The following is a 26,200-nucleotide window of genomic DNA, read 5'->3' on the forward strand; positions in this document are numbered from 1 at the left end:
CACCGCGCCTCCACCGGTCGAACGGACGTCACCGCACATCCAACCGCCACGACCACCAACCCGGCGAACATACGCGGTCACAGCACTAGCCAGACTCGGCCCATGCCTACGTCAGCCCCGCCCAGCACCCGGTTCGAGCGGCGCCGCGCGCCAGCGCCAGTATCCAGGCGATCGCCGAGCGCGCGGACGTCGGCTTCGGCTCCTTCTACAGCCACTTCGAGTCCAAGACCGCACTGTTCGAGGCGGCGGTGATGGATGCGCTGGAGGAGATCGGCCAGACCTTCGACGATCGGATGACCGGGATCGACGACCCTGCGGAGCTCCTCTCCGCCGGGTTCCGGCTCAGCGCTCGCATGGCCGAGTCGCACCCGGAACTCATGCAGGTCCTGCGCCGCCGCGGCTTGGGCCACCTCCACTCGGACAACGGACTTACCTCCCGGGCGCTGCACGCCCCGGAGGCCGGCATCGCCTCCGGCCGCTTCGTCACGCTCGACCCGGCCGTCGCCCTGACCGCCATCGGCGGGACCCTGCTGTCGCTGGTGGAACTGAGATTCGCCCGCCCCGAGTTGGACGGGGACGAGGCCGCCGCGAACCTCGCCGAGATGGTCCTGCGCATGCTGGGCCTCTCGCCGGACGACGCGCGCGAAGTCGCCCGCAGGCCGCTGCCCGACCTCGCACAGCCCTCCTGGCCGGCACCGGTCGGCCCACCTCCCTCCCGCCTACCTCGGCAGCATCTCCACGGTCCGGACCTGGACTCCCCGCAGGAGGCGCGTTCGCGTACCGAACGGTCCGGATTAATTATCCGACCTGTTGACGAAAATCAGCGGGCCTTCGCATGCTGGGCCGTACGCCACCCAGGGACGCCGTCTCAGGCCGGGTCGGCACGCCGAAGCGCTGGACGATGATGGGGAGTTCGACTGATGAGTACCGGTCCCGAGAACGCGCCCCGGATCGGCAGGCGGGCGCTGCTGTCCGGTGCGGCCAGGACGGTCGGTGCGGCCGGCCTCGTCGGCTTGGCCGGATCGCTGGGGGCGGCGGCTGCCCAGGCGGTACCGGCGCAGGCCGCATCGGGTGGCCGGCGTTACCCGGCGAATTGGCCCGACCCGGAACCGTACGGCCTCGCCGACACCCGCCAAGACCTGTGGCCGCGCGCGGACAACTCGTTTCTCCTGAACCTCGAGTTGCGCCCCCGCGACGAGCAGCTCGGCCGGGTCTGGATGCGTGACACCTACGTCAACTGCTTTGTCGTCGACGGCCGTCCGCTGTACGTGGCGACGGGCACCAGCCGGGTGCCCGGGCTCACCACGGCCACCCCGTGGAACGACGGCATCTTCGTGTGGACGGCACCGTCCCTGCGCGGTCCGTGGCGGCTGGCCGACACCACCGGCATCCGCCCCGACGCCGAGAAGGGCAAGGTGTGGTCGCCCGAATTCGCCGGCGAGAACCGCCCTGCGCGTACGGTCGTGGCCCCCTGGCAGGAGCACTGGTACGACGACGAGGGCGGCAGACGCGGCAATGTCTGGGCGCCGGAGCTGCACTACTTCCGCGGCACCTGGTACCTGATGGCCTGCATGGGCGACAACGCGCTCAAGACCGGGTCGTTCATGCTCGTCAGCGAGGGCGGGGTCGAAGGGCCGTACCGCCTCGTCCAGGGCAATCTGGACAAGCCCTTCGGCGACCTGGTCCCCGCCAAGCCGGCACCCGCCAAGCCCATCGCCCGCTACCACATCGACGGCAGCCTCTACACCGAGGGCGGCGACGCGTGGCTGGTGCTGCACAACAACCTGTACGCGAAGTTCCGGGACGACATGGAGGACATCGTCCCGGCGACGAATCTCCCGTCGTTCCAGCAGACGGCGTACGACCCCGAGCCCTATCTCGAGGGTGCGTACGTCTTCAGGCACGGCGGCAAGTACTACCTGTTGCACGCCGCCTGGGACCGCACGTCCGCCAACCCCGACGGCAGCACCCGCTACGCCTACGACCCGCCCGGCACCGACCGGACGCAGTACCAGTACGACGCTGTCGTCGCCGTCGCGGACCGCTTCGAGGGGCCGTACTCCAAGCGCTGGACCGCGGGCGTCGGCGCCGGCCACAACAACTTCTTCACCGACCACAACGGCCGCCTGTGGGCCACGTTCTTCCGGAATCCCGCGTTCGGCTACTGGGCCGATCCGGCGCGCATCGACGATTCCGCGGTGGCCGGCGTCGTACGCCTGGAGTGGACCGGACCGGAGGGCAACCGCCTGTACGTCCAACGTCGTCGTCCGAACCGGAAAGGGACATTGTGAGCTGCCCGACGGCTCCGAACATCGTGTTCGTGATGACGGACCAGCACCGCGCCGGTTTCACCGCCGGTGAGGGCTTTCCGCTCGACACGATGCCGTTTCTCGATTCGCTGGCCAAGGACGGCACCCGGCTGCGCCGCGCGTACACCACCGCCCCGGCGTGTGTTCCCGCGCGGACCAGCCTGCTGACCGGGCGCTGGCCGAGCACCCACCGGGTGCGGCAGAACTCCAACACCACGCCGGAGCAAGTGACGCGCGGCGACGACCTGCTGGATGTGCTGGGCGCGGCCGGCTACCAGCGGTTCTACGCGGGCAAGACGCACATGTACCGGGGCAGCAAGGAGGACTTCGACGCCTTCGCCGGCCCGTACGGGCATGAGTCCGGGCCGGATGAGACGACCGAGCAGCGGGCGTTCTCGAAGTGGCTGAAGTCCATCGACAACGGGCCGACGAAGGATCCCACCCCGTTCCCGGTGGAGCTGCAGTACGCGCACCGGATCGTCTCCGACGCCATCAAACAGATCGACGCCCGGGACGAGTCGAAGCCGTTCTTCTCCTGGGTGTCGATGCCCGAGCCGCACAACCCGTACCAGGCGCCGGAGCCGTACTTCTCCCTTTTCGGCGAGGACGAGGTCCCGGACCGGAAGTGCGGCCCCGAGGCAGCCGAGGAGAAAGGCGGCGCGTACAAATGGCTGCGCGATCTGGTGGAGGAGAAGCGGCCCGGCTACGACCAGCTGTGGCGCCGCTACCGTGCCACGTACTGCGGCATGCTCCGCCTGATCGACGACCAGCTGCGCCGGCTGGTCGAGCATCTCAAGGAGCAGAACCTGTGGGAGAACACCCTGCTGGTCTTCCTCTCCGACCACGGTGACTATGTGGGCGATTACGGCCTGCAGCGCAAGGGAGCCGGGATGCCGGAGGCGCTCGCCCGCGTCCCGATGGTGGTGCACGGCTGCGGCGTCAAGGCCCGCGACAACGAGCGGGACTTCGTCTCGCTCGCCGACCTGCTGCCCACCGTGTGCGAGGTGGTCGGCCGGCCGATCCCGCTGGGGGTGCAGGGCCGCAGCCTGTGGCAGCTGCTGACCGGCGCCGAATACCCGGCCGCGGAGTTCGCGGACATCGTCGTCGAGCGCGGCTACGGCGGCCTGCCCTACCCGGACGACGCCCGGCCGGAGCTGCACTTCCCGTACGAGGGCACCCGCTACGACGAGCTGAACACCGTCACCCAGAGCGGCACTTCACGGGCGCTTCGGCACGACCACTACAAGCTGTACTCCCACGTCGATGGCACCGGCGAGCTGTACGACCTCGACACCGACCCGATGGAGCTGACGAACCGCTGGGACGATCCGGAGCTGCGGAAGGTGCGGGCCGAACTGCTGGAGCGCCTGCATCGCTGGTCCCTGCGCCTCACCGACGACCTGCCCAAGGGGAAGTACAACCCCAAACTGCCCCAGCACAACTGGCACCGGACCTGACCGGGTACGTCGCGCGCCCGGAACTTCGCGACGTCGGTATCCCGACCGCGCCCATGCACGTCCGCCATGCGAGCACTCTGCTTCCAGCTCCCCACCGGAGACACCATGCCCCCGAATGCCCCCTCCCGCCGCACAGTCCTGCGCGGTGCCGCCGTCACGCTCACCGCGGCAGCCGCCACCGGCACGGGCACCGGTGCTGCCGCCCGCGCCGGCTCGTCCCCTGCTGCCATCGACCACTCCGGCGCGCAGTGGCTGCCCGCCTCCCCCGCCAACTACCGCGTCTCGCGGCGCCCCAGCAGCTACCCCGTGGACTACGTGGTCATCCACGTCACGCACGAGCATTTCGACGACACAGTCGCCGTCTACCGGAATCCCGACCGGCGCACCTCCACCCACTATGTAGTCCGCTCGGCAGACGGCCACATCGGCCAGTGCGTCCGGGAGAAGGACATCGCCCGGCACGCCGGCGACGACGACTACGACAACCGCAGCATCGGCATCGCACATGAGGGCTGGGTCCATGACCCTGCCTGGTTCACCGAGGAGATGTACGCCGCGTCGGCGGCGCTCACCGCGGCGGTGTGCGCGCGATACGCGATTCCGCTGGACCGCACCCACATACGGGGGCACAACGAGGTGCCTCACTCCTCCCACACCGACCCCGGATGCAACTGGGACTGGAACCACTACCTGGAGCTGGTAAGGAAGGCATGAGGCCGCCACCCACTGGGTTCCAGCGGGTGGCGGCCTCCGGCATGCCTGGAATCCAGTCGCCGAACGGATACTTCCTCCGGTCGACAAGCACCGGGAAGGTGCGGCGTCAGTCGTCGCCGTTGAGCATGGCGGCGGTCAGGACGTTGCCGGCAACACCCCAGCCGCCGTCGACGACCTCGTCGACGAGGACGACCGCGGTCGGTCGCGCCCGGTCTCCGTAGATCTCGGCGAACAGGTCGGTGGTGCGCTCGATGAGCTTCTTCTTGTCCTCCGCGGTGATGGTGCCGGCGGGGACCTTGAAGTGGGCGAATGGCATGGTGGCTCTCCTAGGGTTGCTTCTGCGCGTGCGGAGGTTGGGCGGGGTGCTGGTGGCCGATTCGCCAGAGGCCGGTCAGAGGCGGGAAGAGTTCCTCGATGCCGACGCGGCGGTAGAACTCCACCCGGATGGGGTCCGCGATCGCGTCGACGACCTCGCTGCCGTCGCGACTGGGGTCGATGTGGGTGCGGAATGGCCGCTGCCGGTCGGGCCGGACATCACACCATGCCGCCGTTCGCGCGCAGGATCTGGCCGTTGATCCAGTGGCCCTCGGCACTGGTCAAGAATGCGACGACATCGGCGATGTCCTCCGGAGTGCCCAGGCGCTCCAGTGGCGGCGTCTTGGCCAGCGTATCGATCTGCTCCTCGGTCTTGCCCTCGAGGAAGAGCTCGGTGGCGGTCGGGCCTGGGGCGACAGTGTTCACGGTGATGTCGCGCCCGCGCAGCTCGCGCGCCAGGATCAGGGTCATCGCCTCGACGGCGCCCTTGCTGGCGGCGTACGCACCGTAGTTGGGGAACTGGGTGCCAACGACGGAGGTGGAAAAGCTCACGAAGGAACCGCCTGCGCGCAGGCGCCGGGCGGCCTGCTGGGCGACCACGAAGGCCCCGCGGATATTGGTGCGGTGCAGCTGGTCGAGGACGTCCAGGTCGAGATCGGCGATGAGCGCGAGTGCCAGGCGTCCGGCGGCGTTCACGACGACGTCCACGCCCCCGAATGCCGCCTCGGCCTGGTCGAAGAGCGCGGCGACGGCCTTCTCGTCGGCGACGTCGGCCCGGACCGCGATCGCCTTGCCGCCAGCGGCGGTGAGCGCGGCCACCGTCTCCTCGGCGGCGGCGGTGTCGCCGACGTAGTTGACGACGATGGCCAAGCCGTCGGCGCTGAGCCTGTGGGACACGGCCCGGCCGATGCCGCGCGAGCCCCCGGTGACGACGGCGACCCGGCCGACCGCCTCTCGGGTGGTGTCGATGGAAGTCATGCCTCCACGATGTGGGGCACTTGCGGGCGGTACCAGGGGATGTCATCCCCTGTGTCAGCTGCCCCGGCTGCCGCAGACTGGTCGCCATGAAGGCCACGAAATACGCCGAGCTGGGGGCGTTCCTGCGATCCCGGCGGGAGCGCATCCGCCCCGAGGAGGTCGGGCTCGTCTCCGGGCCGCGGCGCCGCGTGCCCGGGCTGCGTCGCGACGAGGTGGCCCAGCTCGCGGGTGCATCGGTGGACTACTACAACGAGCTGGAACGCGGCGCCGGCTCTCAACCGTCCGAGCAGATGCTCGCGGCCCTCGCGCGGGCGCTGCGGCTGACCGCCGACGAGCGCGATCACCTCTACCATCTCGCGGACCGCCCTGTCCCGGTCCAGGGCGGGTTCTCCTCGCACATCCATCCCGGCATGCTCGACCTGCTCACGCGGCTGACCTCGACGCCCGCCCAGGTCATCACCGACCTGCATGTCACCCTCGTGCAGAACCCGCTCGCCGTCGCGCTGCTCGGTGACCAGTCGGGGTTCCGCGGCCGGGAGGCGAGCTTCATCCACCGGTGGTTCACCGACCCCGAGGCACGACGGCTCTATCCGGAGGAGGAGCACGCGACGCAGTCCCGGGCGTTCGCCGCCGACCTGCGGGCCGCAGCGGCACGTCGGGACGCCCGGGACACCGAAGCGAGTTCGATGGTCGCGAACCTGCTCCACCGTTCGCCCGAGTTCGCCGAGCTTTGGGCCGAGCACGACGTGGCATTTCGTCGCAACGACCGAAAACGCCTCGTCCACCCCGACCTGGGCGTGCTCGACGTCAACTGCCTCAACCTGTTCAGCGAGGACGGCCGTCAGCGGCTGCTCTGGTTCACCCCCGCAGTGGGCACTGACAGCGCCGACAAGCTGGACCTGCTCACCGTCATCAACACCCAGCCACTCACTGGGGACCCGGGCTGAAGAGCGGGTGTCGAGCACCGTGGTCATGCGGCGGCGCGCTCGTGGGCCGGGCGGGCGGACGATCCCAGGTGACGCCGTAGCGGTCCGTGAGCATCCCGTACGGGGGCGCCCACCGCGCGGGCTCCAGAGGGACGAGGCCTCTACCAGAAACGGACTTGACGCCCTCTCAGTTGTTGCGTCGAGCGAGCGCGCGCAGGAAGGCGACCGTTTCCATCTCGCGGTTGGTGGACTCTTTTGCAGAGGTGCCGTACCTGCGGTTGGCGGAGAGCTTGACGATGGTGGTGCGGGCGGTCGGGTCGACGTGGACGAACTGGTTGTAGACACCGATCGCGCTGAACTCGCCGCGGTCACCGGCCGGGAGCCACCAGTGGTAGCCGTAACCCAGGCCGGTCGGGTGGCCGCCGATGACCGGGCGGCCGGGCTCAAGGTGCGGGGCGGCGACGGTCACCGAATCGCGCACCCATGCGGCGGGGATGATCTGCTCGCCCTGCCACACGCCGCCGCCCCGGTACAGCTCTCCGATCCGGGCGTAGTCGCGGGCGGTGAGGTTGAGCCCGCCGTAGGCCATCTCCGTTCCGGCCGGGTCGAGGACCCAGTAGCCGGGCGAGGTCATGCCGAGTGGCTCGCACAGCTTTTCCTGCATGTAGTCGCCCATCTTGCGGCCTGTCGCACGGGCCACGAGCGCGCCCAGCACCTGCGTCTCCCCGGAGTTGTAGCGGCAGACGGTGCCCGGCTCACTCGCGCGCACCATGTTCGCGACGAAGCCGTCGAGTGTGCCGCCGATGCCCAGCGTGGCCAGGCTGAGCCGGAAGATGTCGGAGTCCGGGTCGCTGTAGTCCTCGTTCCAGCGGGCGCCGGACGACATCTGCAGGACGTCCCTGATCGTGACCCTGTCGTACGCGGAGCCGGGCAGTACCGGCACGTAGGCGCTGATTGCCTCGTCGATGCTCCGGATGTGCCCCTCCTCGACCGCGATGCCGACGAGGGCGGAGACGAAGCTCTTGGCCACCGACATGGACACCCACGGCACGTCCGGCCCTCCGGTGAGCAGGTACCGCTCGTATCGGATCTCGCCATCGATCAGCACGAGAAGCGCCGCTGTGTCCGTGTCGGCCAGGAACTCCTCGGTCGACCGGACGGTGCCGTCGAACTCGTACGTATCAGGAAACGTGATCGTGTCCCCCACGGGCCAGGCGTGCGGCTTCGACGAGGGAGCCATCTCCCGCACTTCCGCGAAGTCCTTGATCCGGCAGAAGTTCTCGTACTGCGGCGCGCCGGTGAAGAGGCCGAGGTCGGCAAGGGTCTGAGGCTGCTGATCAGTCATCGTCGTTCTTCAATCGCTCAGGAGGAAGGGGTGAAGGTGAGCCGGGTGGGGGAAATGAGCGCGGCCACTCGAGGGCCGTCGGTGGGGTAGGCGACCCGGAAGCCAAGGTTGCCCGTCGTGCTGTCGACGGTGTTGGCCGTGCGGGCGGCGACGCGGTAGCGGTTGCAGTACGAGTCGTGGCACAGGTACGAGCCTCCACGCATGACGCGCAGCTCCCGGGACTTGGGGTCCCAGGGGTCGGCGCACCACTCCCAGACGTTTCCGCAGACGTTGTAGAGCCCGTAGGCGTTCGGCGGGAAGGCGTGGACGGGGGCGGTGCCGGTGTAGCCGTCCTCGGCGGTGTTCTTGGTGGGGAACGTGCCCTGCCAGATGTTGCAGCGGTGCTCGCCGTCGGGGGTGAGTTCGTCGCCCCATGGGTAGCGGGCCTGGTCGAGGCCGCCGCGGGCGGAGTACTCCCATTCGGTCTCGGTGGGCAGCCGGCCGCCGGCCCACTCGGCGAACGCCTTGGCGTCGGACCAGCCGACGTGGGTGACGGGATGGTCCCAGCGGCCTTCGAGGTCGCTACCGGGTCCCTCCGGGGTGCGCCAGGTGGCTCCCTGCACGCCGCACCACCACGGGGTGGCGTCGGGGCGGGGGGAGATGCGTCTCAATTCGCCTGGCAGAAAGCGGGCGAAGACGAAGCTCCAGCCGTGGCGCTCGGCCTCGGTGCGGTGCCCGGTGTCCGCGACGAAGGCGGCGAAGCGGGCGGTGGTCACGGCGTAGGCGTCGATGGCGAACGCGTCCACGGCCGCCTCACGGATGGGGCTCTCTCGGTCGCTGGGGTTCGCGTCCGCGTCCTCGGTGCCCATACGGAAGGTTCCGCCGGGCAGGGCGACGCGGGTGTCGTAGCCGAGCGGCCGGGTGCGGGCGGCGGGCGGCGTGAGCGCGAGGGCGAGCCGCCCCGCGCCGACGGCATCGGCGCCGACGCGGGAGGGGGCGCAGCAGGAGGGACATGCCCGTCCTGCGCTCGGTGGGCTGCTCATCGCGTACCGCGAACCGGTGTCGAGGCATCCGTACCGGCGGGCGTCGAGGAGCCCGCGCCGCCGGCCTTCTCCGTCTCGAACGACGACAGGGTGGTGTCGTGGTCGGTCGGCACGTCGTACATGGGTGTCATCCAGTGGAAGAAGTTGTCGCCGCGGTCCCGTAGCAGGCGGTACAGGCGGTGCATCAACTGTGTGCGTACGTACCGGAGTTCGGGATGGTCGTAGCGGTTGAGGAGCTCGTCCGGGTCGGTCTGCAGGTCGTACAGCTCGTTGCGCGACTCGGGGTTGACGACCAGCTTGTAGCGCCGGGTGCGCAGCATGCGCTGCGGGTACGGGAAGTGGTGGCCGTGGTACTCGGCCAGGTGGTGCTCGTCCCAGGCGGGCCGTTCGCCGCGGGCAAGGGGCAGCAGGCTGCGGCTGTCGACGGCCGGGGCGGGGTCGCTGCCGGCGAGTTCCAGGATGGTCGCCGTGTAGTCGGTGAGGGAGACGAACTCCTCGCGCACCTGGCCGGGTACAGCGCCCGGCACCCGCAGCAGCCCGGGGATGCGGTAAATGTCCTCGTACATGGCGGGGCCCTTGTCGTGCAGCCGGTGGGCGCCGGTGAACTCGCCGTGGTCGGCGGTGAAGCACACCGCGGTGCGCTCGTCCAGGCCCAGCTCCCGTACGGCGTCGAGGATGCGGCCGATCTGCTTGTCGATGAGCGTGACGTACCCCCAGTAGACGGCGATGAGTTTGCGGCTGTCCTCGATCGGCATGGTGTCGAACGCCCACAGCTTGCTGTAGTTGCTCTGCACCGGTGGCTTGTCCGCGAAGGTCTCACCGATGGAGGCGGGCAGTTCCACCAGATCCGGGTCGTACAGGTCGAAGTACTCGTCGGGGAGGATGTACGGCAGGTGCGGGCCGAAGAAGTGGGTGGCGAGGAAGAACGGGACGCCCTCCCCGGCCTGCTCGTTCCCGGCGAAGCGGTGGAGCATCTCGATGGTGCGGGTCGCCAGGTAGTACTCGAAGGTGGCCTCGACGGGCTGGTGCAGCCGGGCCGCGAGGAGGTTGCCGGGGCTGCCGTTGGGGGTCGTGCCGCGCATCCGGTCGCTGATGGCGTATGCGGGAAGGCCGTTCTGCTTGAGGTAGGCCAGGTAGTCGGGGTGATCGACGGGGTTGTGCCAGCCGGCGAGGTCGGGGCCCTGGAAGCCGTAGTCGGCGGCGGTGCGCCGGACGCCGCCGTGCCACTTGCCGAGGAGGCCCAGGTTGTAGCCCTCGCTGCGCAGTTGCTCGGCGAAGGTGAACTGGCCGTCGGCGAGGTCCTCCAAGTACCCGACGTTGCGCTCGTAGTTGGCGAGCAGCTTGTGTCTGAAGGGTGCCGCGCCGGTCAGCAGGCTGGCCCGGGCCGGAGTGCAGATGGCGGTCGGCGTGTAGCAGCTGTCGAAGCGGGTGCCCTGCGCGGCGAGGCGGTCCAGGTTGGGGGTGCGCACGTGCGGGTTGCCGTAGGCGCCGAGGGTGTCGACGCGGTGCTGGTCGGTCATGAGGAAGAGCATGTTGTGGCGCACGGCGGTGCCTTTCGAGTCGTACGGGCGTATCGACTTGCCTGGCGAGCAGTAAGGACGCGGTCCCGCAGGACGCTTTCGCCCCCTACTCGCCCTGCGCCTTCTCGTAGAGCTCGCCCGCGTAGTACTCACCCGGATCGGGGTTCTCGTCCAGCTGCTTGTTGCGTACGAAGAAGTCACCGAGTGTCTTCAGCCACTTGTCCACCTCACCGCTCTTCGACCTGGCGGCCAGGTCTGCGGTGGAGAGGGCCTGGACGTGGGAGGCGTCGGCCTTCGTCTGGGCTTCGGAGACCTCCAGCAGCTTCGCGGTGAGCGCGATGGTCTCCTCGGGGTGTTCCTGGCGCCAGTCGTTGGCCTGCTGCAGCACCTTGACCACCTTGCTGTTCTTCTCTTCCGGCACCTCGTTGCCGGCGACGAACGCGGTGGGAAAGGAATCCCCGGTGTCCTTGGTGCTGGCGACCTCCACCAGGTCCGGCACCTTCTGCTTGATGGTGTCGATGGCCGGATAGAAGAAGCCGGCGCCGTCGATCTTCCCGGAGGAGAAAGCGGAGACGATCGTGGACGGATCCATGTTGACCTTGGCGATGTCCTTGTCGGTCATCCCGGCCTCCTCCAGCGCGATGTTGAGGATCATGTCGCCGGAAGTGCCCTCGGGCACGCCGATCCGCTTGCCCTTGAGGTCCTTCATGGACTCCATTCCGGGCTGGCCTATGACCCGGTCCGCGTACGTGAGCGTATTGATGGCGATGATCTTGGACTGGCCGGAGGCGGGCAGCCACATGGCGCCGGGGCCGATGTAGCCGTAGTCGAGGTTGCCGGCACCGAGCGCCTGGATCTGCACCGGGCCGTTGTTGAACGACTTCACCTCCGCGGTCAGCCCGGCCTTCTTCCACAGCCCCTGCTTCTCGGCGACCGCCAGCAGACTGGCCCCGTTGTAGTCACCGATGTAGCCGAACCTGACCGTGGAGTCGTCGCCGGACCCGCTCCCGGAACACGCACTCACGGACAGCGACAGCATGAATACGGCGGGCAGTGTCGTGAGGGCGTGCCTGACCGTGCTTCGGGACATGGTGGATGGATCCTCTCGGTGCAGAACGAGGGTGGGTGGCGGAAAGCCGTCGGGCGGTTAGGCGGCCGAGGTGGCTTCGTCCTGGTGGTAGACGGACGTCCAGACTTCGTTGCGGATGCGGCGGAACTCCGCGGACAGCCGTATCTCCTCCGTACGCGGATAGGGCAGGTCCACGTCGATGACGCGGTGGATGCGCCCGGGGCCCGCCGCCATGACGACGACACGGTTGGCCAGGTAGACGGCCTCGTCCACGTCATGGGTGATGAACAGCACGGTCCGCTTCTCCTGGCTCCAGGTCTCCAGCAACTGGTCCTGCAACTGCACGCGGGTGAGCGCGTCGAGAGCACCGAACGGCTCGTCCATCAGCAGCACTTGAGGGTCCACCGCGTACGCGCGGGCGATGGCGCAGCGCTGCTTCATGCCGCCGGACAGCGTCTTGGGCAGGGCGTCGGCGAACTCACCGAGTCCGACGAGGCCGATGGCCTCGTCCGCGCGCCGCCTGCGCTCCTCGGCGGGTACGGCGGCGAGTTTGAGCCCGAACTCCACGTTCTGCCGCACGGTCAGCCAGGGAAACAGGGCGTACTGCTGGAAGATCACACCCCGGTCGGGGCCGGGGCCGGACACCGGTGTGCCGTCGACCAGGACGCTGCCCGAGTCGGGCTCCTGCAGACCCGCGGCCATGCTCATCAGCGTGGACTTGCCGCAGCCGGACGGGCCCACGACGGTGACGAACTCCTGGTCCGCGATGTCCAGACTCACCCCGCCCAGCGCCGTGAAGGTGGCGCTCTTCAGCGGGAAGGTCTTCACCACGCCACGAAAACTGATCTTGCTGTTCATCGTCGCTCCTGCCAGCCGGTGAGGCGTCGCTCGGCCAGCAGCAACAGCCGGTCCATGACGAGCCCGAGCACTCCGATAGTGATCAGCGATACGAAGATCGCGTCCATGTCGAACCAGGTGGCCGCCTTCTGCATCCGGTAGCCCAACCCCTCCTGCGCACCGATGAGTTCGGCGGCGACCACGGTGGCCCAGGACGCACCGAGGCCGATCCGCATGCCGACGAGGATGAACGGGGTGGACGCCGGCACGACCACCTTGGCGAAGATGACGCGGTCCGAGGCTCCCAGCACCCGGGCCGCGTTGATCAGGGTCTTGTCCACGTCGACGACGCCCTGGAAGGAGGCCACGACGCAGGCCATGAACGAGGCCAGGTAGATCACGGCGATCTTCGGCACCTCGCCGATCCCCAGCAGCACGACCGCGAGCGGAATCATCGCGAGCGGCGGGATGGTGCGGAAGAACTGGATGTACGGCTCGACCACGGCGCGCACCGTCGGATACCAGCCCATGAGGAAGCCGACCGGGACCGCCACGACCACGCCGAGGGCGTAGCCGATGAAGACCCGGCGCAGGCTGGCGAACGTATCGGACGCCAGCGTGCCGTCGGCGATCATGGTGCCCGCCTTGCTCGCCACCGCCGTCGGCGTGGGTAGGTTCTCGACCAGCCCGAGGGCGGCCACGACGGCCCAGGCGCCGACACCCGCCGCGAGCGCCAGGCCGCCCAGGACCAGTGGCCGGACGGTACGACGCGGTTGCTGCTGCCGCTGCGCGGGGGCGGCGGTCTTGTCGAGAGGGGTGATCACAGCCATGGGTTCCTCACTGGTGGCCTCATGCGTTGTCCTCGGAGACGGGCTGCGGGTAGTGGGTGAGCAGGGGGGTTTCATGGAGTACGAGGGCGATGCCGCCCAGGGCGCTGCCGGCCTCGCCGAGCGTGGCGCGCCGTACGTCCACGTGGTGGCGGGCCAGCGGCATCAGGTGCTGACGCAGGGCCCGTTCGACCGGTTCGAGCAGGGCGTCGCCGGCCTGGGCGAGTTCGCCGCCGACGACGATGACGCCCGGGCCGACGGCGTGACAGATCGCGGCCAGTACGCCGCCGACCTCACTGCCGACGCGGGAAAGGACCTCAAGGGCGGGCGGGTCGGCTGCCGTTGCAGCGTCCAGGAACTGCGCGGGGCTGTCCGCCCTGCCGCCCGCCGCCCGATAGCGGCGCAGTACCGCATCGAGTGAGGCGAGGGTCTCCAGGCAGCCGGTCTTGCCGCACTCGCACCGCTCGCCGACCGGGTCCACGGTGATGTGTCCGAACTCGCCGGACAGTCCGTGCCTGCCCCGGTGCAGCGCGCCGCCCACGACGAGCCCGCCGCCCACGCCGTGCGACAGCCTCACGTAGAGCACGTCGCTGCTGTTCGCCGCCGCGCCCCACACCGCTTCGGCGAGCGCGGCGAGGCGGGTGTTGTTGTCGAGCAGCACCGGCACCCCGAACCGCTTGCGCAGCAGGTCCGGCAGACCGTCGATGCCCTGCGCGTGGGCGCTCTCGCTGCCGGGGTCGGTGGTCGGACCGACCACACCGACGCCGATCGCACGGAGCGCGCCGAGATGGACGGCCTGTGCCCGCCCTGAGCCGGCGGCCCCCGACTCCCCCGGCGCACCGGTCGTCAGCGAGTCGAGCAGCCGTACGGCGATGTCCACCCGCTCGGGCCAGGACAGGTCCGCCGCATGCCCCTCGCTGGCCGAACCGACCACTTCGTGGGCGAGGTTGACCGCGGCGACATGCACGGCACGGCGCGCGAAGTCGATGCCCACCGCCTCACCGGCGGCCGGGTTGAGGCTGAGCTTTTCCACCGGGCGCCCCCGCTTGCGCGCCTCGATGTACGGCGTGCCGGTGACCACCGCGCCGCTGGTCACCAGGCCGGCGACTATGTCGTAGAGCGTGGTGCGGGAGAGCCCGCTGCGGGTGCCCAACTCGGCGCGGCTCAGCGGACCGTACTTGCGGAGCAGCTCGAGTACGGCTTGCTCATGGCTGCGCCGGAGCCGTGTCAGCGGACCGTCGTGTGGGTGCATGCCGGACAGCATGTAAGCGCCGAATATTTACGTCAATGAGTCGGATGAAATCACTTAGCCGCCCCCACCCTCCAGGAGCAGCCGACCTCAACCCCCTTGACCTGGGGTTACTTTGGAACGTCTAGGTCGCCACCCGGCTCGTAACGCTTCGATAACGCACGAGGATTGGGGCCGCCCTGGCCGAAACCGCGCCCCGGCATACCCGATCCGGATTAATTTTCCGGGCTGTTGACGAAATCCAGCGGCCGTTCGCATCCTGGGCGTCATGCCGTCCCCCGGGCGGCCCGACGAGGGAGGAGATGGCTGATGATCAACAACACGAACCGGCCGCCCATCGGCCGGAGAGCCCTGCTGGCAGGCGCCGGCACCCTGGGAGTGGCGGCGGCGCTGCCCACAACCTCCGCAACGGCGGACCCGGCGACGCGAAGTGGACAAGCCGAGGCCTACCCGGCGAACTGGCCCGACCCCGAACCGTACGGCCTCGCCGACACCCGCCCCGACCTCTGGCCGCGCGACGACAACTCCTTCGTCCTCCCACTCGAACTGCGCCCCCGGGACAAGGAGCGCGGCCGGGTCTGGATGCGGGACACCTACGTCAACTGCTTCGTCGTCGGGGGCCGTCCGCTCTACGTCGCCACGGGCACCACCCGGGTGCCGGGCCTCGACATCGCCGCCCCCTGGAACGACGGCATCTTCGTGTGGGTGTCCCGGTCGCTGCGCGGACCGTGGCGGCTGGCCGACACCACGGGCATCCGTCCCGGCGCAGACAAGGGCAAGGTGTGGTCGCCCGAGTTCGCGGGCGAGAACCGGCCCGGGCGCACGGTCGTCGCCCCCTGGCAGCAGTACTGGCACGACGACGAGTTCGGCAAGCGCGGCAACGTGTGGGCGCCGGAGGTGCACCACGTCCGCGGCCGCTGGTACATCGTCGCGTGCATGGGCGACCACTCCCGCAAGGTCGGCTCGTTCCTGCTGGTCAGCGAGGGCGGGGTCGCGGGTCCGTACCGGCTCGCCGAGGGCAACCTCGACAAGCCGTTCGGCGAACCGCTCACCGGCGGGCCGTCGGTCGTCGCGCCCGGCGCGTACCACCACATCGACGGCAGCATCTACGCCGAGGGCGACGACGCCTGGCTCGTGCTGCACAACGACCTGTACGCCAGGTTCCGTGCCGACATGGAGGACATCGTCCCCACCACGGACCTCCCGAAGTTCCGGCAGTCGCCCTACTCCCCCGAGCCGTACCTCGAAGGCGCGTACGTCTTCAAGCACGGCGGCAAGTACTACCTCCTCCACGCGGCCTGGAACCGCTCGTCCGTCGCTCCGGACGGCAGCACGCAGTACGCCTACGACCCGCCGGGCACCGGCCGCACGCAGTACCAGTACGACGCGGTCGTCGCCGTCGCCGACCGCTTCGAGGGCCCGTACTCCCGGCGGTGGACCGCGGGCGTCGGCGCGGGCCACAACAACTTCTTCGCCGACCACAGGGGTGGCCTCTGGGCCACGTTCTTCCGCAACCCGAACGCCGGGTACTGGTCCCACCCGTCACGCGTCGCGGACGCCGCCGTCCCCGGCGTCGTACGCCTGGAGTGGACAGGGCCCAAGGGCAACCGGCTCTACGTCCGACGCAGGCGGAACCAACCGGCCGACGGCTGACTCTGGAGTGATGTACGTGCTGGAACGAGATATGCCGAACGCCGGGAGCCGGGCGGATCGCCCGAGCCCCAGCCGTCGGAGGCTCCTCGGCCTCGCCGGCGGTGGCGCTGCCCTGCTGCTCGCGGGGTGCCGATCTGACGAAGCCGGAGCCGACGGCTCCGGGGGCGGCGGCGCCGGCGGTTCGGGCAGCCACGCCGGGCACCGGAGGCGTCCCGCGGCCCCGGAGGACGTGCTCGGCGCGAACTTCAACGAGGAGCCGCGCGGCATGACCGCCTCGGTGCTGGACGACCTGCGCACCAGGTGGGTGCGCGGCTTCGTCCCGATGCCCGAATTAGACAGTGTGGAGGCACCCCGGCAACCTGCGATCAAGTCCCTGCTGTCGTTCGCCGACTCCGGCTATGGCACCGTACTGTCGCTGAAGTTCCCCTACCGGAAGATGCCTCTCCCTCAGCCGGGCACCAGCGCGATGGATGCCGAACTCGCCCGCGTCGACGAGGCGTTGGATGCCGTACTGGACAAGGTCGACATCCTGGTCATCGGCAACGAGCCGTTCCTCGAGACGCGCGACGAGGACCGCGCCACCCGCCTGAATCCCTTCTACGAGGCCATCGCCGCGCACGTGATCGCCGAGCGGAAGAAGCGCTGTGGGTCCGAATGCCGCACCCGCCTGTACATGGGCGCCCTCAACCGCCTCGAGGACCCCGACTGGCGCACCCCTGCCGTCGACGCCTGGCTGGCACACATCAAGGCCACTCCCGAGCTGGAGGGCGTGGACATTCACCCGCACGTCGCGGCCCTCGAAGAGGCCAAGGCGTATACGGATTACGTGCTACCGCGGATCCGCTCCGAGCAGCGTTTCCTTGCCACCGAGTTCTCTTTGGTGCAGTGGTGGAAGGACCATTGGAGCGACCCGGTGCCCGCCGTCTACTCCGGCCGCTACGGGGTACCGGCCAGCACCCCGGTATGGCAGGAGGTACGGGACGCCGCCGCGGCCCCCGTCTCGCAGCAGCGGTGGCGCGATCTGCTGATGAACAGCCCGTGGTTCGACTCACGCAAGGACTACCTGACCGACCAGGTCCGGCAGTTCCGCGCCACCGGCCGACTGGCGGTGGCGACCTACGGCACGCTCCAGCAGCCCGCCATGATCCGCGACATCACGCCGAAGAAGACGCCGTGGCTCCTGAACAGCCTGTACGCCAACCTCGTCACCCAGCCTTCTGCGAACGGCGACATGGCTCACAACCCGGCGTTCTTCGACGCGTTCCGCGCACTCCAGGACTCCTTCAGCGGGTCCTGAACTGACCCCAGGCGAAGCAACCTGTGCAGGAGGCCGCCGGCGTGCCCACACCCTTCCCGAGGGCCAGGACTTGGCTGCTTGACGAACCACAGGGGCATCAAGACCGTCTCCCTCTACCTCGCCGCTCTCCATATCGCAGGCATCTTCTCCGGTCAGCGTGATCGGTCAGCGCGATGAGCCAGACGAAACGCCCCGGCGCGGGGTGCGCAGCCCGTCGATGAGTAGAGCGACCATGCGTTGGTTGTACTCGGGTCCTTCGCCGGGTACCGGCATGCACAGGTTGGCGATGGCGTACAGCAGGTCATGGGCGCTGACGTCGTCGCGAACTGCTCCGCTGGCTGCCGCGGTGTCGAGCAGTGCCGTGAGAGCGGGGCCGACCTTCTCCAGGAAGTAGCCGGGCAGAGCCTCGTAGGCCGGATCGCCCGAGTGGAGGGCCGGGGCCAGTCCTCGTTTGGTCCCAAGGAACTCGGTGTACTGGCGCAGCCACTCGGCGAGCGCCTCTCCCGGCTCGTGGACGGCACTGAGCTGCGGCCCGGTCGCGGCGCAGGCGTCGATCCCGCTCTCCACCACCGCCTTGACCAGGTCTGAGCGCAGCGGGAAGTGCCGGTAGAGCGTCCCGACGCCGACGCCGGCCAGGTCGGCGATCTCCTTGGCGGGTGCGTCGACGCCGGATGTGTCGAAGACGGCCCTTGCAGCCTTGATCAGGGCGTCCACGTTGCGCTGTGCGTCCGCGCGCATGCGGCGGGGCGCCCCGGGCGGCCCTGCCTTCTCAGTCATGATTCCTCCAGTTTGCGTAACCGGAAAGCTTTTCCGTATAGTTCCGGAAAGGCTTTCCGCTTAGCTGCAGGGTAGGGCATCCCGCGGGTGCTCTTCCACAACCAGGAGGGACCCCCATGCAGTACCGCACTCTGGGCCGCACCGGCATCAAGGTCAGCCCGTACGCCCTCGGCACGCTGATGTTCGCCTCGGCCATCGGCAACGCCGACCACAACGACTCGATCCGCGTCATCCACAAGGCGCTGGACGCCGGCATCAACTTCGTCGACACCGCCGACGCTTACGGCGACTCCGAGGAAGTCGTCGGCAAAGCGCTCAAGGGGTGCCGCGACAACGTCGTCCTGACCACCAAGGTGAGTCGCCCGATGGGCGAGGGCCCCAACCAGCAGGGCGCCTCCCGGCGCTGGATCATGACCGCGGTCGAGAACTCGCTGCGCCGGCTGCAGACCGACTACATCGACCTCTACCAGATCCACCGCGTCGACCCCACGACCGACGTCGAGGAAACCCTCTCCGCACTCACGGACCTGATCCGCAGCGGAAAGGTCCGCGCCATCGGCTCCTCGACGACCCCAGCCTCCGATATCGTCGAGGCGCAGTGGGTCGCAGAGCGCCGGAATCTGGAGCGCTTCCGCACCGAGCAGCCGCCCTACTCCCTCCTCAACCGCGGCATCGAGCGCGAGGTCCTGCCCGTCGCCCAGCGGTACGGCATGGGCACCCTGGTGTGGGGGCCGCTCGCTCAGGGACTGCTCACCGGCCGCGTCCGCAAGAACCAGGAGAACGACCTGCGCCGTGCGGCCTTCGTCAAGCACGTCAGCGACGAGCGCCGCATCGACGTCGTCGAACAGCTCATCCCCCTCGCCGAGGAAGCGGGCATGCCGATGACCCACCTCGCCACGGCGTTCACCATCGCCCACCCCGGCGTCACCAGCGCCATCATCGGGCCGCGCACGATGGAGCACCTCGATGACCTCCTCGCCGGCCTCGACGTCGTTCTCGGCGACGACATCCTGGGCCGGATCGACGAGATCGTCCCGCCCGGCACCGATGTCGGCGCGCTCGACCAGGACTACATGCCTCCCGCCCTGGAAGCCGCGAGCCTGCGCCGCCGCCCCCTCAGCGAACGCGCAGCTGCCTGACGCTCCGCACTGCTGCCGGTGACCTCGCCATCACGACGCCCTGCTGTCCTCGCTCGGGCTGACGTTGAAGACCGTCAGTCGGCCGAGAACACCCCGGGGTCGTCATCCTGCACCCGCCGTTGTGTGGTCGAGCGGTCCCTGGCCTGGATCATGCACGCCCGTCGGCATGCGCGGGACCACGAACGGCTCATCCAGCACTCCAAGTCGATCATCACCTCGGCCGCGATCAAGTGTCGGGGAGGTCGGCGGAGTGACTTACTGGTCGTGGCGATGCGGATGGTTCCGCGGTGACAGCGCCCAGGAGGCGCAGGCCGTCGTGGGAGGGCGTGCCGGGCGCGGCGGTCAGGGCGATGAGCTGCTGGTCCGGGTCGGCCGCGTCAGTCAGTGTGGACCAGTCGAGGGCGAGTTCGCCGACCACCGGGTGGCGCAGGGCCTTGGTGCCCGCGGTCCGTGCGGCCACGCGGTGATCGCCCCACCATGTCCGGAAGTCCGGGTCCCGCACCGACAGCTCTCCCACCAGCATCGCCAGGCGCGGATTCTCCGGGTCCCGGGCTGCCTCCATCCGCAGCTGCGCCACGCAGGCCCGCGCCACGTAGCCCCAGTCGATATACAGGGCCCGTACCTTCGGGTCGCAGAACACCAGGCGTACGAAATTGCGTCTGTGCTCCGGAAGGAGCGCGAAGTCGGTGAACAGCGCGGCAGCCAACGGGTTCCACGCCAGGATGTCGGTGCACCGGCCAAGGACGAGGGCCGGGGTGTTGGTGAGATCGTCGAGCAGGCGCCGCAGCTGCGGCTGGACCCGTTGGGTGGGCCGCCGGCGCGGTCGGCCGGCGTCCTTGCCCGAGAGCTCGAAGAGGTAGGCACGCTCGTCCTTGCTGAGCCGCAGCGCGCGTGCAAGGGCGTCAAGGACCGGCTCGGAGGCCCGGCGACGCCCCTGTTCCAGGCGGGTGTAGTAGTCGGGGCTGATCGACGCCAGCAGGGCGATCTCCTCCCGGCGCAGGCCGGGGACCCGCCGCCGCCCGTCGTCGGGGAGCCCGGCCGTCGCGGGGCTCAGCTCCCTGCGCCGGGCCTTGAGAAAGTCACCCAGTTCGCTGCTCATGCGAGCAAGTCTCGCACCGGCAGCCGGCCGGTGAGGGGGGCCAGTTCTGTCCCCTTATCCCAGCGCGGGGCGCCTGCCAGGGTCGAGGGCATGAAGACAGCCGTCACCTTCCTCAGCAGCAATCTCACGCTCGCCGGCATCCTCTTCCTGCCCGACACGCCCAGCTCCGATCGGCTTGCGGCCATCGTCGTCTCTCACCCGGGCGGCGGCGTGAAGGAGCAGACCGCGAGCATCTACGCCGAGCGCCTGGCGCGCGAGGGCTTCGCCGCGCTGGTCTTCGACGCCGCCTACCAAGGCGAGAGCGAGGGCGAGCCACGCGGTCTGGAGAACCCCTTCCAGCGCGCGGAGGACATCAAGTCCGCCGTGGGCTTCCTGGCCACCCGCGACGAGATAGATCCGGACCGGATCGGCGCTCTGGGTATCTGCGCCTCCGGCGGCTACGTCCCCTACGCCGCCCAGACCGATCTGCGCATCAAGGCTGTCGCCACGGTCAGCGCGGGAGACCTGGGATCGGTGATGCGCGAGGGCCTCGGCCGCACCCAGGACCCGCAGACCATGCGCTCAATGCTCGAGCGCGCTGGAGCCGCACGCACCGCCGAGGCCCGCGGCGAGGCCGTCCCCCGGCAGGAGTGGATCACCGAGGCCGTGGACGCCGAGACCTACGAGTACTACCGCACCCCGCGCGGTTACCACCCCCGCGCGGTCCAGCCCTGGCCCGTCCGCAGCCTCGACCAGATCATCCAGTACGACTCGTACGCCCTGATCCATCTCATCTCGCCCCGCCCCCTGTTGATGATCACCGGATCCGACGCGAACACGGCGTACATCAGCCACGAAGCCATCGAGAAGGCAGCCGAACCCAAAGAACTCTTCGTCATCGACGGCGGCACCCACATCTCCCTCTACGACAAGGACGAGCAAGTCACCCCAGCCGTCGCCAAGCTCACCGCCTTCTTCGCCACCCACCTCGCACCATCACAAAGCTAAAGCTGAGGATCACGCCCACCTCGCCGGCCAGGCAGCTCGAACCAGACCGGTTCGAATCCTGACCTGGCGAAACGATCGCCAGACTTCGAAAACAGGCTCTGGCCTCGGCAGGTGAGGGCATCGATGAGCATCCCGCTCCCCTACAACGCGGGCGGGCCGCTGAGCGGTTCACCCCGCAGCATGTGAGCGGCCGCCGCGGCCACCGCCCGCTGGGCGGCGATGCGGTCGACGTGCAGAGGTTCCCCGTAGGCGACCACCTGTTCGCCGGCGACCCAGACGTCGCGCACTGCGCGGGAACCCGCGGCCCACACGAGATTGGCGAGCAACTGCTCGTCCGGGACATCGAGTCCCGCGGCGAAGTGCGGCCCGTCCACGCCGACGTGAACCATGTCGGCCCACGCGCCGGGGCCGAGCGTGCCGATGTCCTGGCGCCCCAATGCGGCGGCTCCACCGCGGGTCGCCATCAACAGCGCGTCCTTGGCGGTCAGGGCGAGAGGATCCCCGGTCGTCGCACGGGCCATCATCATGGCAAGCCGCATTTCCTCCCACAGGTCGAGGTCGTCGTTGCTCGCCGGTCCGTCGGTGCCCAGGCCCACCGCGACGGAACCCGCCCGCAGTGCTGTGAGCCCGGCGATGCCCGAGGCGAGCTTGGCGTTGGATCCGGCACAGTGGGCGACTCCGACACCGCGGTCGGCGAGAAGCCGGACATCGTGGGCGGACAGGTGCACGGCGTGGGCCGCCAGCAAGCGCCCGTCCAGGAGGCCGACGTCATCGAGCAGCCGGGGGACGGATCCGTACGCCGCTCGCTGTTCCTGGTCCTCCGTCAGGGACTCGGCGACGTGGATGTGTACGAGGGCTCCCCGGGCGGCAGCCGACTCGGCCGTCGCCCGTAAGGCCTCCACGGGGAGGACGTAGGCGGAGTGCGGGCCGTAGCACAACTCGACACGGCCACCGGGACCGAACCTCAGGCCGTCCTCGTCGATCCACTTGTCGATCGCGGTCAGGGCGCTCCGCCATCCCGCTCCGGGCAGGTCGAAATAGGCGGGCGCGAGGAGCATCCGGCTGCCGGCGGTGATAGCCGCGTCGACCACCGCCTCGCCGTGCCTGTACATCTCCGCACTGGTCGTGATGCCGTGCTGAAGCATCTCGACGCAGCCGAGCAGCATGCCCGCGTAGGCATCCGCCGGGCGCATGCGGGCCTCCGCGGGCCAGATGACGTCATTCAGCCAGGACATCAGCGGGAGATCTCCGCCCGCGCCGCGCAGGGGTGTCATCGCGCTGTGCGCGTGTGCGTTGACGAGGCCGGGCATCAGCATTCCGGAGAGCCGTGTCACAGGCGTCCCGGGAGCAGGCGGCGCATCGGTCCGAGGCCCGCAGTACGCGATGTGACCGTCGTCCCGCACGTCGACGACACCATCCCGGACCACTGAGCATCTCGCGTCCGCGGGAAGGACGACGGAGGCGTGGAAACGACGTGAGAGTTGCATGAATCAGTCCTCTGGATCCTGTTCAGCCCCGTCTGCACAGGTGGGGCTTGGTAGGGGAATGGGGGCGTCCCGGGTACACCCGGGAACGTCCAGTCGTACGCGGCCCGGTAACCGCACATCACCGGCTGGGCGCCCGGGCGAACTCGCGAACCCAGGCGGTGAATGCGGTGAGCGCCGTGCCGGGATCGGAGCCCTCGCGTGCCGGCGGCCGCAGTCAAGGCCGCTGACCGCGAGCGTCCCCCGGACGAACTCCTCGTAGATCGGTCGGAGTTCGCGTGAGAAGGTGTCGCGTTCCGGGTCGGCCGGGGTGAAGCCGCCCGCGTCCGGGTGCGCGTCGCGCAGCCACAGCAGATTGGTCCGGGCCACCGAGCCGAAGTCGCCCCGGTAGGCCCCCCACCGTTTCGTGCACGGAGCATCAGGCATGGAGCCGTTCGGCAAAGCGCACCCCGGCTCAAGATGCGGGCCCCACTGGCGCCTACTCGGTCTACGCCGCCTCATCTCACTGGCTCAGGCAGCTTCCCGACCTCCACGTTGTTGCATTCGTCGCCCGCACACCCCTGGAGCTTGCTCAGCGCCTTCTCCAGCCCCTTGCGCACGTCCGCGTACTCGGGGTCGTCGTGCTTCGAACTCAGCTCGTGCAGATCGGTCTTGAGGTCGTAGAGCTCCCTGCCGCCCTTGGTGTAGCGCACGTACAGATACCGCTCCGTACGGATGGACTCGTACGCGGCGGAGTAGACCTGCCCGTGCCTGGGCGCTCGCTTCCGGGTCTTTGCGGGCGAAGCCTCGCCGTCCTGGTCCAAATCACCCTCGGCGGCGCGCCGTCCGGAAGCGGCGTCGCCTCCCGACACCGGGCCGCCCTCAGGCACCGGCTCGGGCCGCGCGCCTTCCGCCGCCTCGTGCAGGATCGGCCGGCCGGTGCGCCGATGTGGATCGCGCGCGAACGGCAGCAGGGACCGCCCGTCGAGCGTGAGTCCCGGCCTGGCGCCGCCGATGTCGGCGATCGTCGCAGCGAGATCGACATTGCTGCTCATCTCGCGCGACGGAGTACCGCCCTCGATCCCGGGCCCGCGCATCATCATCGGCACGTGCCCCGACGCCTCGTGCGGCAGGAACTTCCCAGTGGGAACGCGGTGTTGGCCGAAGAAGAAGCCATTGTCCGCGGCGAAGAGCAGATACGTGTTGTCGAGCTGCCCGGCCTCGCGCAGCGTCGATACGAGCTTCTCGACGGCTTCGTCCACGGCGAGCAGTGACTCCAGCCGCCCCTGGTAGCTCTCGGTGATCTCCTGCGTGGTCTCCTTGTCCAGCTTCGGGTAGTCGCGCAGGAACGCAGGCTTGTCAGACATGTCTTCTTCGCCGTACGCGGGCATCTCGGGCATCGGCTCGTCGGCGAACTTGCCCTTGTGCCGCGGCGCGGGCCGGGGAGCGCCCCCCACCTGTGGCTCATCCGCGCCCTGCTTCCTCCCCGCTTCCTTCTTCGTCGGGCCGAGGAGTTCACCGTGCGGCGCCAGGAACGCCACGTCCAGGAAGAACGGCTTGCCCTCAGCCGACTTGCGCTTGATGAAGTCGGCGGCCTTGTCGCGGTACACGTCCGTCTGGTACAGCTTCGGATCCTCGACGTCCGGGTCCCCGTACGTCTTGAGCTTGCCGTTCTCGTTGAGCCGGTACCCCCACATCCGGTACGTCGTCGGATCCACCGAGCCGCGCCACTCGTCCCAGCCGGGCGGCACGTCCTTGGGGTCCTTCTTGCCGTAGCCGTTCGGGTACTTGCCGATGTGCGAGGTCGCATACCCGGCCTTCTGCATCCAGACCGGCAGCGTGTTCTTGTCGTTGAGGTTCGCGTAGCCACCCAGCGGCGACGAGTTGTGCCGCACACCGTTGTTGTGCGCGAACTGGCCGCTGAGGAAAGTCGATCGCGAAGGACAGCACAGCGGCATCGACGGGTAGTACCGCTCGAACGTCACGCCCCCGTCTCCGAAGACCTCGCGGGTGCGGTCCATCACGCGCATGGACTCGAGCCACTGATCGTCCGTCATAATCATCACGACGTTGGGCTTCCGCTTCGCGTCCGCGTCCCCGTCCTCTCCGAGCCCTGCCCATCCGTACCGCTCAGCGGCGAGCCCGCACGCGACCAGCGCGAGAACGGCAGCCATCGCCACCCAGATCCTCGCCCGACCCCCTGGCCCAGAGAACTCTTCTTCGTCGGGCACCTTCGACTCCCTTCGTGCCTCCTGCACGATCCGACGCACCTCGGGTGTACGCCTCCAGGCAAACGCAACGGATACGCGCCACAGACGGTTCAAAATCAGTCGCGGTAGGGCAGCAGCATGGCCTCGATGAGGTGGGGGCCGGCCCGACGTCGACACCGGCCGAACCGTGGGTGGTTCGGCCCCCGGCTGTTCGGACGGTGAGCGTGCGTCACGCCGCGGACGGGTACCACCACGCGGGCTTCTTGCCGACCGCGTCGGCCTCGCTCGCGACGACGCCCATGGCCAGCCGCAGGGCGCGTACCGCGTGGTGCACGCGGGACTTGACGGTGCCGGGCGGGATACCGAGCCTGTGGCCCGTCTCGCTCATCGACCTGCCGGAGTAGTACGTCTCGTAGAGCGCTTCCCGGTGCTTGGGCGACAGGTGCTGGAAAGCCTCCTTGAGAAGCAGTGAGGAGAGCAGCGAGTCCACGTCGTCGGGCCGCGTCAACAGGTCGTCCAGCCAGTCGGTGCCGTTGACCTCCTGGGGGCGGGTCATGCGCGAGCGGTATTCGTCGACGACGAGGTTGCGGGCCACTCTGAACAGCCACGGCCGCAGCGGCTGGCCGGAGGTGAGGTCCTGCGTGCGCCAGCAGCGCAGCAGCGTCTCCTGCACCACGTCCTCGGCCCGGTGTCGGTCACCCCCCAACAGCCGTACCACGTAGGTGTACACATCACCCGCATGTTCGTCGTAGAGCGTGCGCAGCGCGCGTTCCCGGGCGCTCACCGCGCCCAAGGAACCCAGTACGGTCCAGCTCACGTTCGTATTGCCTCGTTCCGTGACCTCTGGGGGGACGGGTTCGGGACCGAGCACCTCGATCAAGGGGAGTTTTACGAGCCGGGATCCACATCACGTTGACGTTCGATTGACGGCTGGAAGGCTGATTCCACCTTCCGGGAAGGCGACTGGCCCGGCGGTCCGCCAAGCCGGGTCTGCGCGGGGCTGCCTG

The 26,200-nt window shown here is 69.3% G+C and carries 22 protein-coding genes and 2 pseudogenes; 10 read left to right on the top strand and 14 right to left on the bottom strand.

The features are described from left to right. Positions 1-102 precede the first annotated feature (102 nt). From ACYVO6_RS46070 to ACYVO6_RS46085, 4 genes and pseudogenes are all read left to right on the top strand, one after another. Positions 103-677, top strand: a pseudogene (locus tag ACYVO6_RS46070) (TetR family transcriptional regulator); the annotation flags it as partial. A 243-nt stretch (positions 678-920) separates the two neighbouring features. Next, positions 921-2,291, top strand: a complete 1,371-nt coding sequence (locus ACYVO6_RS46075; RefSeq protein ID WP_461072417.1) for a family 43 glycosylhydrolase — start codon at positions 921-923, stop codon at positions 2,289-2,291. Further along, a complete protein-coding gene (locus tag ACYVO6_RS46080; RefSeq protein WP_461072419.1) occupies positions 2,288-3,766 on the top strand; it encodes a sulfatase family protein in 1,479 nt (492 codons plus the stop codon). Before ACYVO6_RS46075 ends, ACYVO6_RS46080 begins: the two co-directional genes overlap by 4 nt. Positions 3,767-3,871: 105 nt before the next feature. Continuing rightward, positions 3,872-4,480 carry an N-acetylmuramoyl-L-alanine amidase gene (locus tag ACYVO6_RS46085; protein WP_461072421.1) on the top strand — a complete coding sequence of 203 codons (609 nt, stop codon included), beginning with the start codon at positions 3,872-3,874 and terminating at the stop codon, positions 4,478-4,480. 106 nt (positions 4,481-4,586) lie between these two features. Here the strand turns inward: ACYVO6_RS46085 and ACYVO6_RS46090 are convergent, their stop codons facing one another. Further along, positions 4,587-4,796, bottom strand: coding sequence for a tautomerase family protein (locus tag ACYVO6_RS46090; protein WP_461072423.1), 210 nt, complete (start codon positions 4,794-4,796; stop codon positions 4,587-4,589). Between the two features lie 218 nt (positions 4,797-5,014). After that, positions 5,015-5,773, bottom strand: a complete 759-nt coding sequence (locus ACYVO6_RS46095; RefSeq protein WP_461072425.1) for an SDR family oxidoreductase — start codon at positions 5,771-5,773, stop codon at positions 5,015-5,017. An 86-nt stretch (positions 5,774-5,859) separates the two neighbouring features. Here ACYVO6_RS46095 and ACYVO6_RS46100 point away from each other — a divergent pair, with 86 nt between their 5' ends. After that, entirely contained in the window at positions 5,860-6,720 is an 861-nt protein-coding gene (locus ACYVO6_RS46100; RefSeq protein WP_461072427.1) for a helix-turn-helix transcriptional regulator, read from the top strand. Between the two features lie 166 nt (positions 6,721-6,886). Here ACYVO6_RS46100 and ACYVO6_RS46105 read toward each other — a convergent pair whose 3' ends face one another. The 7 genes from ACYVO6_RS46105 to ACYVO6_RS46135 all read right to left on the bottom strand — a co-directional run bounded on the left by ACYVO6_RS46105 (position 6,887) and on the right by ACYVO6_RS46135 (position 14,583). Then, entirely contained in the window at positions 6,887-8,044 is a 1,158-nt protein-coding gene (locus ACYVO6_RS46105) for a serine hydrolase domain-containing protein (RefSeq protein WP_461072429.1), read from the bottom strand. Positions 8,045-8,061: 17 nt separating this feature from the next. Continuing rightward, positions 8,062-9,066: a formylglycine-generating enzyme family protein gene (locus tag ACYVO6_RS46110; protein WP_461072431.1), complete on the bottom strand. Its 1,005-nt coding sequence runs from the start codon at positions 9,064-9,066 to the stop codon at positions 8,062-8,064. Continuing rightward, on the bottom strand, positions 9,063-10,598 hold the full coding sequence (locus tag ACYVO6_RS46115; RefSeq protein WP_461072681.1) for a sulfatase-like hydrolase/transferase: 1,536 nt from the start codon (positions 10,596-10,598) through the stop codon (positions 9,063-9,065). The genes ACYVO6_RS46110 and ACYVO6_RS46115 overlap by 4 nt, the downstream gene beginning before the upstream one ends. Positions 10,599-10,692: 94 nt before the next feature. Then, the gene (locus tag ACYVO6_RS46120; protein ID WP_461072433.1) at positions 10,693-11,676 is read right to left on the bottom strand and encodes an aliphatic sulfonate ABC transporter substrate-binding protein; all 984 of its coding nucleotides are present in this window, start codon (positions 11,674-11,676) and stop codon (positions 10,693-10,695) included. A 57-nt stretch (positions 11,677-11,733) separates the two neighbouring features. Continuing rightward, positions 11,734-12,513, bottom strand: a complete 780-nt coding sequence (locus ACYVO6_RS46125; RefSeq protein WP_461072435.1) for an ABC transporter ATP-binding protein — start codon at positions 12,511-12,513, stop codon at positions 11,734-11,736. Continuing rightward, positions 12,510-13,322 (bottom strand): ABC transporter permease, encoded by an 813-nt coding sequence (locus ACYVO6_RS46130; protein ID WP_461072437.1) that lies wholly within the window; start codon positions 13,320-13,322, stop codon positions 12,510-12,512. Before ACYVO6_RS46130 ends, ACYVO6_RS46125 begins: the two co-directional genes overlap by 4 nt. Before the next feature lie 19 nt (positions 13,323-13,341). Further along, positions 13,342-14,583: an ROK family transcriptional regulator gene (locus ACYVO6_RS46135; protein WP_461072439.1), complete on the bottom strand. Its 1,242-nt coding sequence runs from the start codon at positions 14,581-14,583 to the stop codon at positions 13,342-13,344. A gap of 294 nt (positions 14,584-14,877) precedes the next feature. Between ACYVO6_RS46135 and ACYVO6_RS46140 the strand changes: the two genes are divergently transcribed. Both ACYVO6_RS46140 and ACYVO6_RS46145 read left to right on the top strand, forming a co-directional pair. After that, positions 14,878-16,221 carry a family 43 glycosylhydrolase gene (locus tag ACYVO6_RS46140; protein ID WP_461072441.1) on the top strand — a complete coding sequence of 448 codons (1,344 nt, stop codon included), beginning with the start codon at positions 14,878-14,880 and terminating at the stop codon, positions 16,219-16,221. Between the two features lie 16 nt (positions 16,222-16,237). After that, positions 16,238-17,518 (top strand): hypothetical protein, encoded by a 1,281-nt coding sequence (locus tag ACYVO6_RS46145; RefSeq protein ID WP_461072443.1) that lies wholly within the window; start codon positions 16,238-16,240, stop codon positions 17,516-17,518. A gap of 165 nt (positions 17,519-17,683) precedes the next feature. On the opposite strand, the gene ACYVO6_RS46150 is transcribed toward ACYVO6_RS46145, so the two are convergent. Then, positions 17,684-18,295, bottom strand: coding sequence for a TetR/AcrR family transcriptional regulator (locus ACYVO6_RS46150; protein ID WP_461072445.1), 612 nt, complete (start codon positions 18,293-18,295; stop codon positions 17,684-17,686). Positions 18,296-18,411: 116 nt separating this feature from the next. Between ACYVO6_RS46150 and ACYVO6_RS46155 the strand changes: the two genes are divergently transcribed. Further along, complete coding sequence (locus tag ACYVO6_RS46155) at positions 18,412-19,434, top strand: aldo/keto reductase (protein WP_461072447.1); 1,023 nt, start codon at positions 18,412-18,414, stop codon at positions 19,432-19,434. 52 nt (positions 19,435-19,486) lie between these two features. Next, a pseudogene (locus ACYVO6_RS46160) lies at positions 19,487-19,662 on the top strand (IS5-like element IS4811 family transposase); the annotation flags it as partial. Here the strand turns inward: ACYVO6_RS46160 and ACYVO6_RS46165 are convergent. Continuing rightward, complete coding sequence (locus ACYVO6_RS46165; protein ID WP_461072449.1) at positions 19,661-20,533, bottom strand: helix-turn-helix domain-containing protein; 873 nt, start codon at positions 20,531-20,533, stop codon at positions 19,661-19,663. The pseudogene ACYVO6_RS46160 and the gene ACYVO6_RS46165 sit on opposite strands and share 2 nt — an antisense overlap. 90 nt (positions 20,534-20,623) lie before the next feature. Between ACYVO6_RS46165 and ACYVO6_RS46170 the strand changes: the two genes are divergently transcribed. Next, on the top strand, positions 20,624-21,520 hold the full coding sequence (locus tag ACYVO6_RS46170) for an alpha/beta hydrolase (protein ID WP_461072451.1): 897 nt from the start codon (positions 20,624-20,626) through the stop codon (positions 21,518-21,520). A gap of 140 nt (positions 21,521-21,660) precedes the next feature. On the opposite strand, the gene ACYVO6_RS46175 is transcribed toward ACYVO6_RS46170, so the two are convergent. The 3 genes from ACYVO6_RS46175 to ACYVO6_RS46185 form a co-directional block, all read right to left on the bottom strand. Beyond that, positions 21,661-23,007 (bottom strand): amidohydrolase family protein, encoded by a 1,347-nt coding sequence (locus tag ACYVO6_RS46175; protein WP_461072453.1) that lies wholly within the window; start codon positions 23,005-23,007, stop codon positions 21,661-21,663. A 494-nt stretch (positions 23,008-23,501) separates the two neighbouring features. After that, on the bottom strand, positions 23,502-25,157 hold the full coding sequence (locus ACYVO6_RS46180; protein WP_461072455.1) for a sulfatase family protein: 1,656 nt from the start codon (positions 25,155-25,157) through the stop codon (positions 23,502-23,504). Between the two features lie 265 nt (positions 25,158-25,422). Next, positions 25,423-26,010, bottom strand: a complete 588-nt coding sequence (locus ACYVO6_RS46185) for a sigma-70 family RNA polymerase sigma factor (RefSeq protein WP_461072457.1) — start codon at positions 26,008-26,010, stop codon at positions 25,423-25,425. Positions 26,011-26,200 lie beyond the last annotated feature (190 nt).

The organism is Streptomyces pseudoechinosporeus, assembly GCF_054783935.1.

What these genes read in the sequence shown, in the direction of transcription:
- ACYVO6_RS46180 (WP_461072455.1), bottom strand. Translation starts at nt 25,157, where the DNA reads ATGGCTGCCGTTCTCGCGCTGGTCGCGTGCGGGCTCGCCGCTGAGCGG.
- ACYVO6_RS46110 (WP_461072431.1), bottom strand. Translation starts at nt 9,066, where the DNA reads ATGAGCAGCCCACCGAGCGCAGGACGGGCATGTCCCTCCTGCTGCGCC.
- ACYVO6_RS46150 (WP_461072445.1), bottom strand. Translation starts at nt 18,295, where the DNA reads ATGACTGAGAAGGCAGGGCCGCCCGGGGCGCCCCGCCGCATGCGCGCG.
- ACYVO6_RS46125 (WP_461072435.1), bottom strand. Translation starts at nt 12,513, where the DNA reads ATGAACAGCAAGATCAGTTTTCGTGGCGTGGTGAAGACCTTCCCGCTG.
- ACYVO6_RS46115 (WP_461072681.1), bottom strand. Translation starts at nt 10,598, where the DNA reads ATGCTCTTCCTCATGACCGACCAGCACCGCGTCGACACCCTCGGCGCC.
- ACYVO6_RS46170 (WP_461072451.1), top strand. Translation starts at nt 20,624, where the DNA reads ATGAAGACAGCCGTCACCTTCCTCAGCAGCAATCTCACGCTCGCCGGC.
- ACYVO6_RS46075 (WP_461072417.1), top strand. Translation starts at nt 921, where the DNA reads ATGAGTACCGGTCCCGAGAACGCGCCCCGGATCGGCAGGCGGGCGCTG.
- ACYVO6_RS46090 (WP_461072423.1), bottom strand. Translation starts at nt 4,796, where the DNA reads ATGCCATTCGCCCACTTCAAGGTCCCCGCCGGCACCATCACCGCGGAG.
- ACYVO6_RS46085 (WP_461072421.1), top strand. Translation starts at nt 3,872, where the DNA reads ATGCCCCCGAATGCCCCCTCCCGCCGCACAGTCCTGCGCGGTGCCGCC.
- ACYVO6_RS46120 (WP_461072433.1), bottom strand. Translation starts at nt 11,676, where the DNA reads ATGTCCCGAAGCACGGTCAGGCACGCCCTCACGACACTGCCCGCCGTA.
- ACYVO6_RS46175 (WP_461072453.1), bottom strand. Translation starts at nt 23,007, where the DNA reads ATGCAACTCTCACGTCGTTTCCACGCCTCCGTCGTCCTTCCCGCGGAC.
- ACYVO6_RS46100 (WP_461072427.1), top strand. Translation starts at nt 5,860, where the DNA reads ATGAAGGCCACGAAATACGCCGAGCTGGGGGCGTTCCTGCGATCCCGG.
- ACYVO6_RS46135 (WP_461072439.1), bottom strand. Translation starts at nt 14,583, where the DNA reads ATGCTGTCCGGCATGCACCCACACGACGGTCCGCTGACACGGCTCCGG.
- ACYVO6_RS46130 (WP_461072437.1), bottom strand. Translation starts at nt 13,322, where the DNA reads ATGGCTGTGATCACCCCTCTCGACAAGACCGCCGCCCCCGCGCAGCGG.
- ACYVO6_RS46095 (WP_461072425.1), bottom strand. Translation starts at nt 5,773, where the DNA reads ATGACTTCCATCGACACCACCCGAGAGGCGGTCGGCCGGGTCGCCGTC.
- ACYVO6_RS46105 (WP_461072429.1), bottom strand. Translation starts at nt 8,044, where the DNA reads ATGACTGATCAGCAGCCTCAGACCCTTGCCGACCTCGGCCTCTTCACC.
- ACYVO6_RS46165 (WP_461072449.1), bottom strand. Translation starts at nt 20,533, where the DNA reads ATGAGCAGCGAACTGGGTGACTTTCTCAAGGCCCGGCGCAGGGAGCTG.
- ACYVO6_RS46140 (WP_461072441.1), top strand. Translation starts at nt 14,878, where the DNA reads ATGATCAACAACACGAACCGGCCGCCCATCGGCCGGAGAGCCCTGCTG.
- ACYVO6_RS46155 (WP_461072447.1), top strand. Translation starts at nt 18,412, where the DNA reads ATGCAGTACCGCACTCTGGGCCGCACCGGCATCAAGGTCAGCCCGTAC.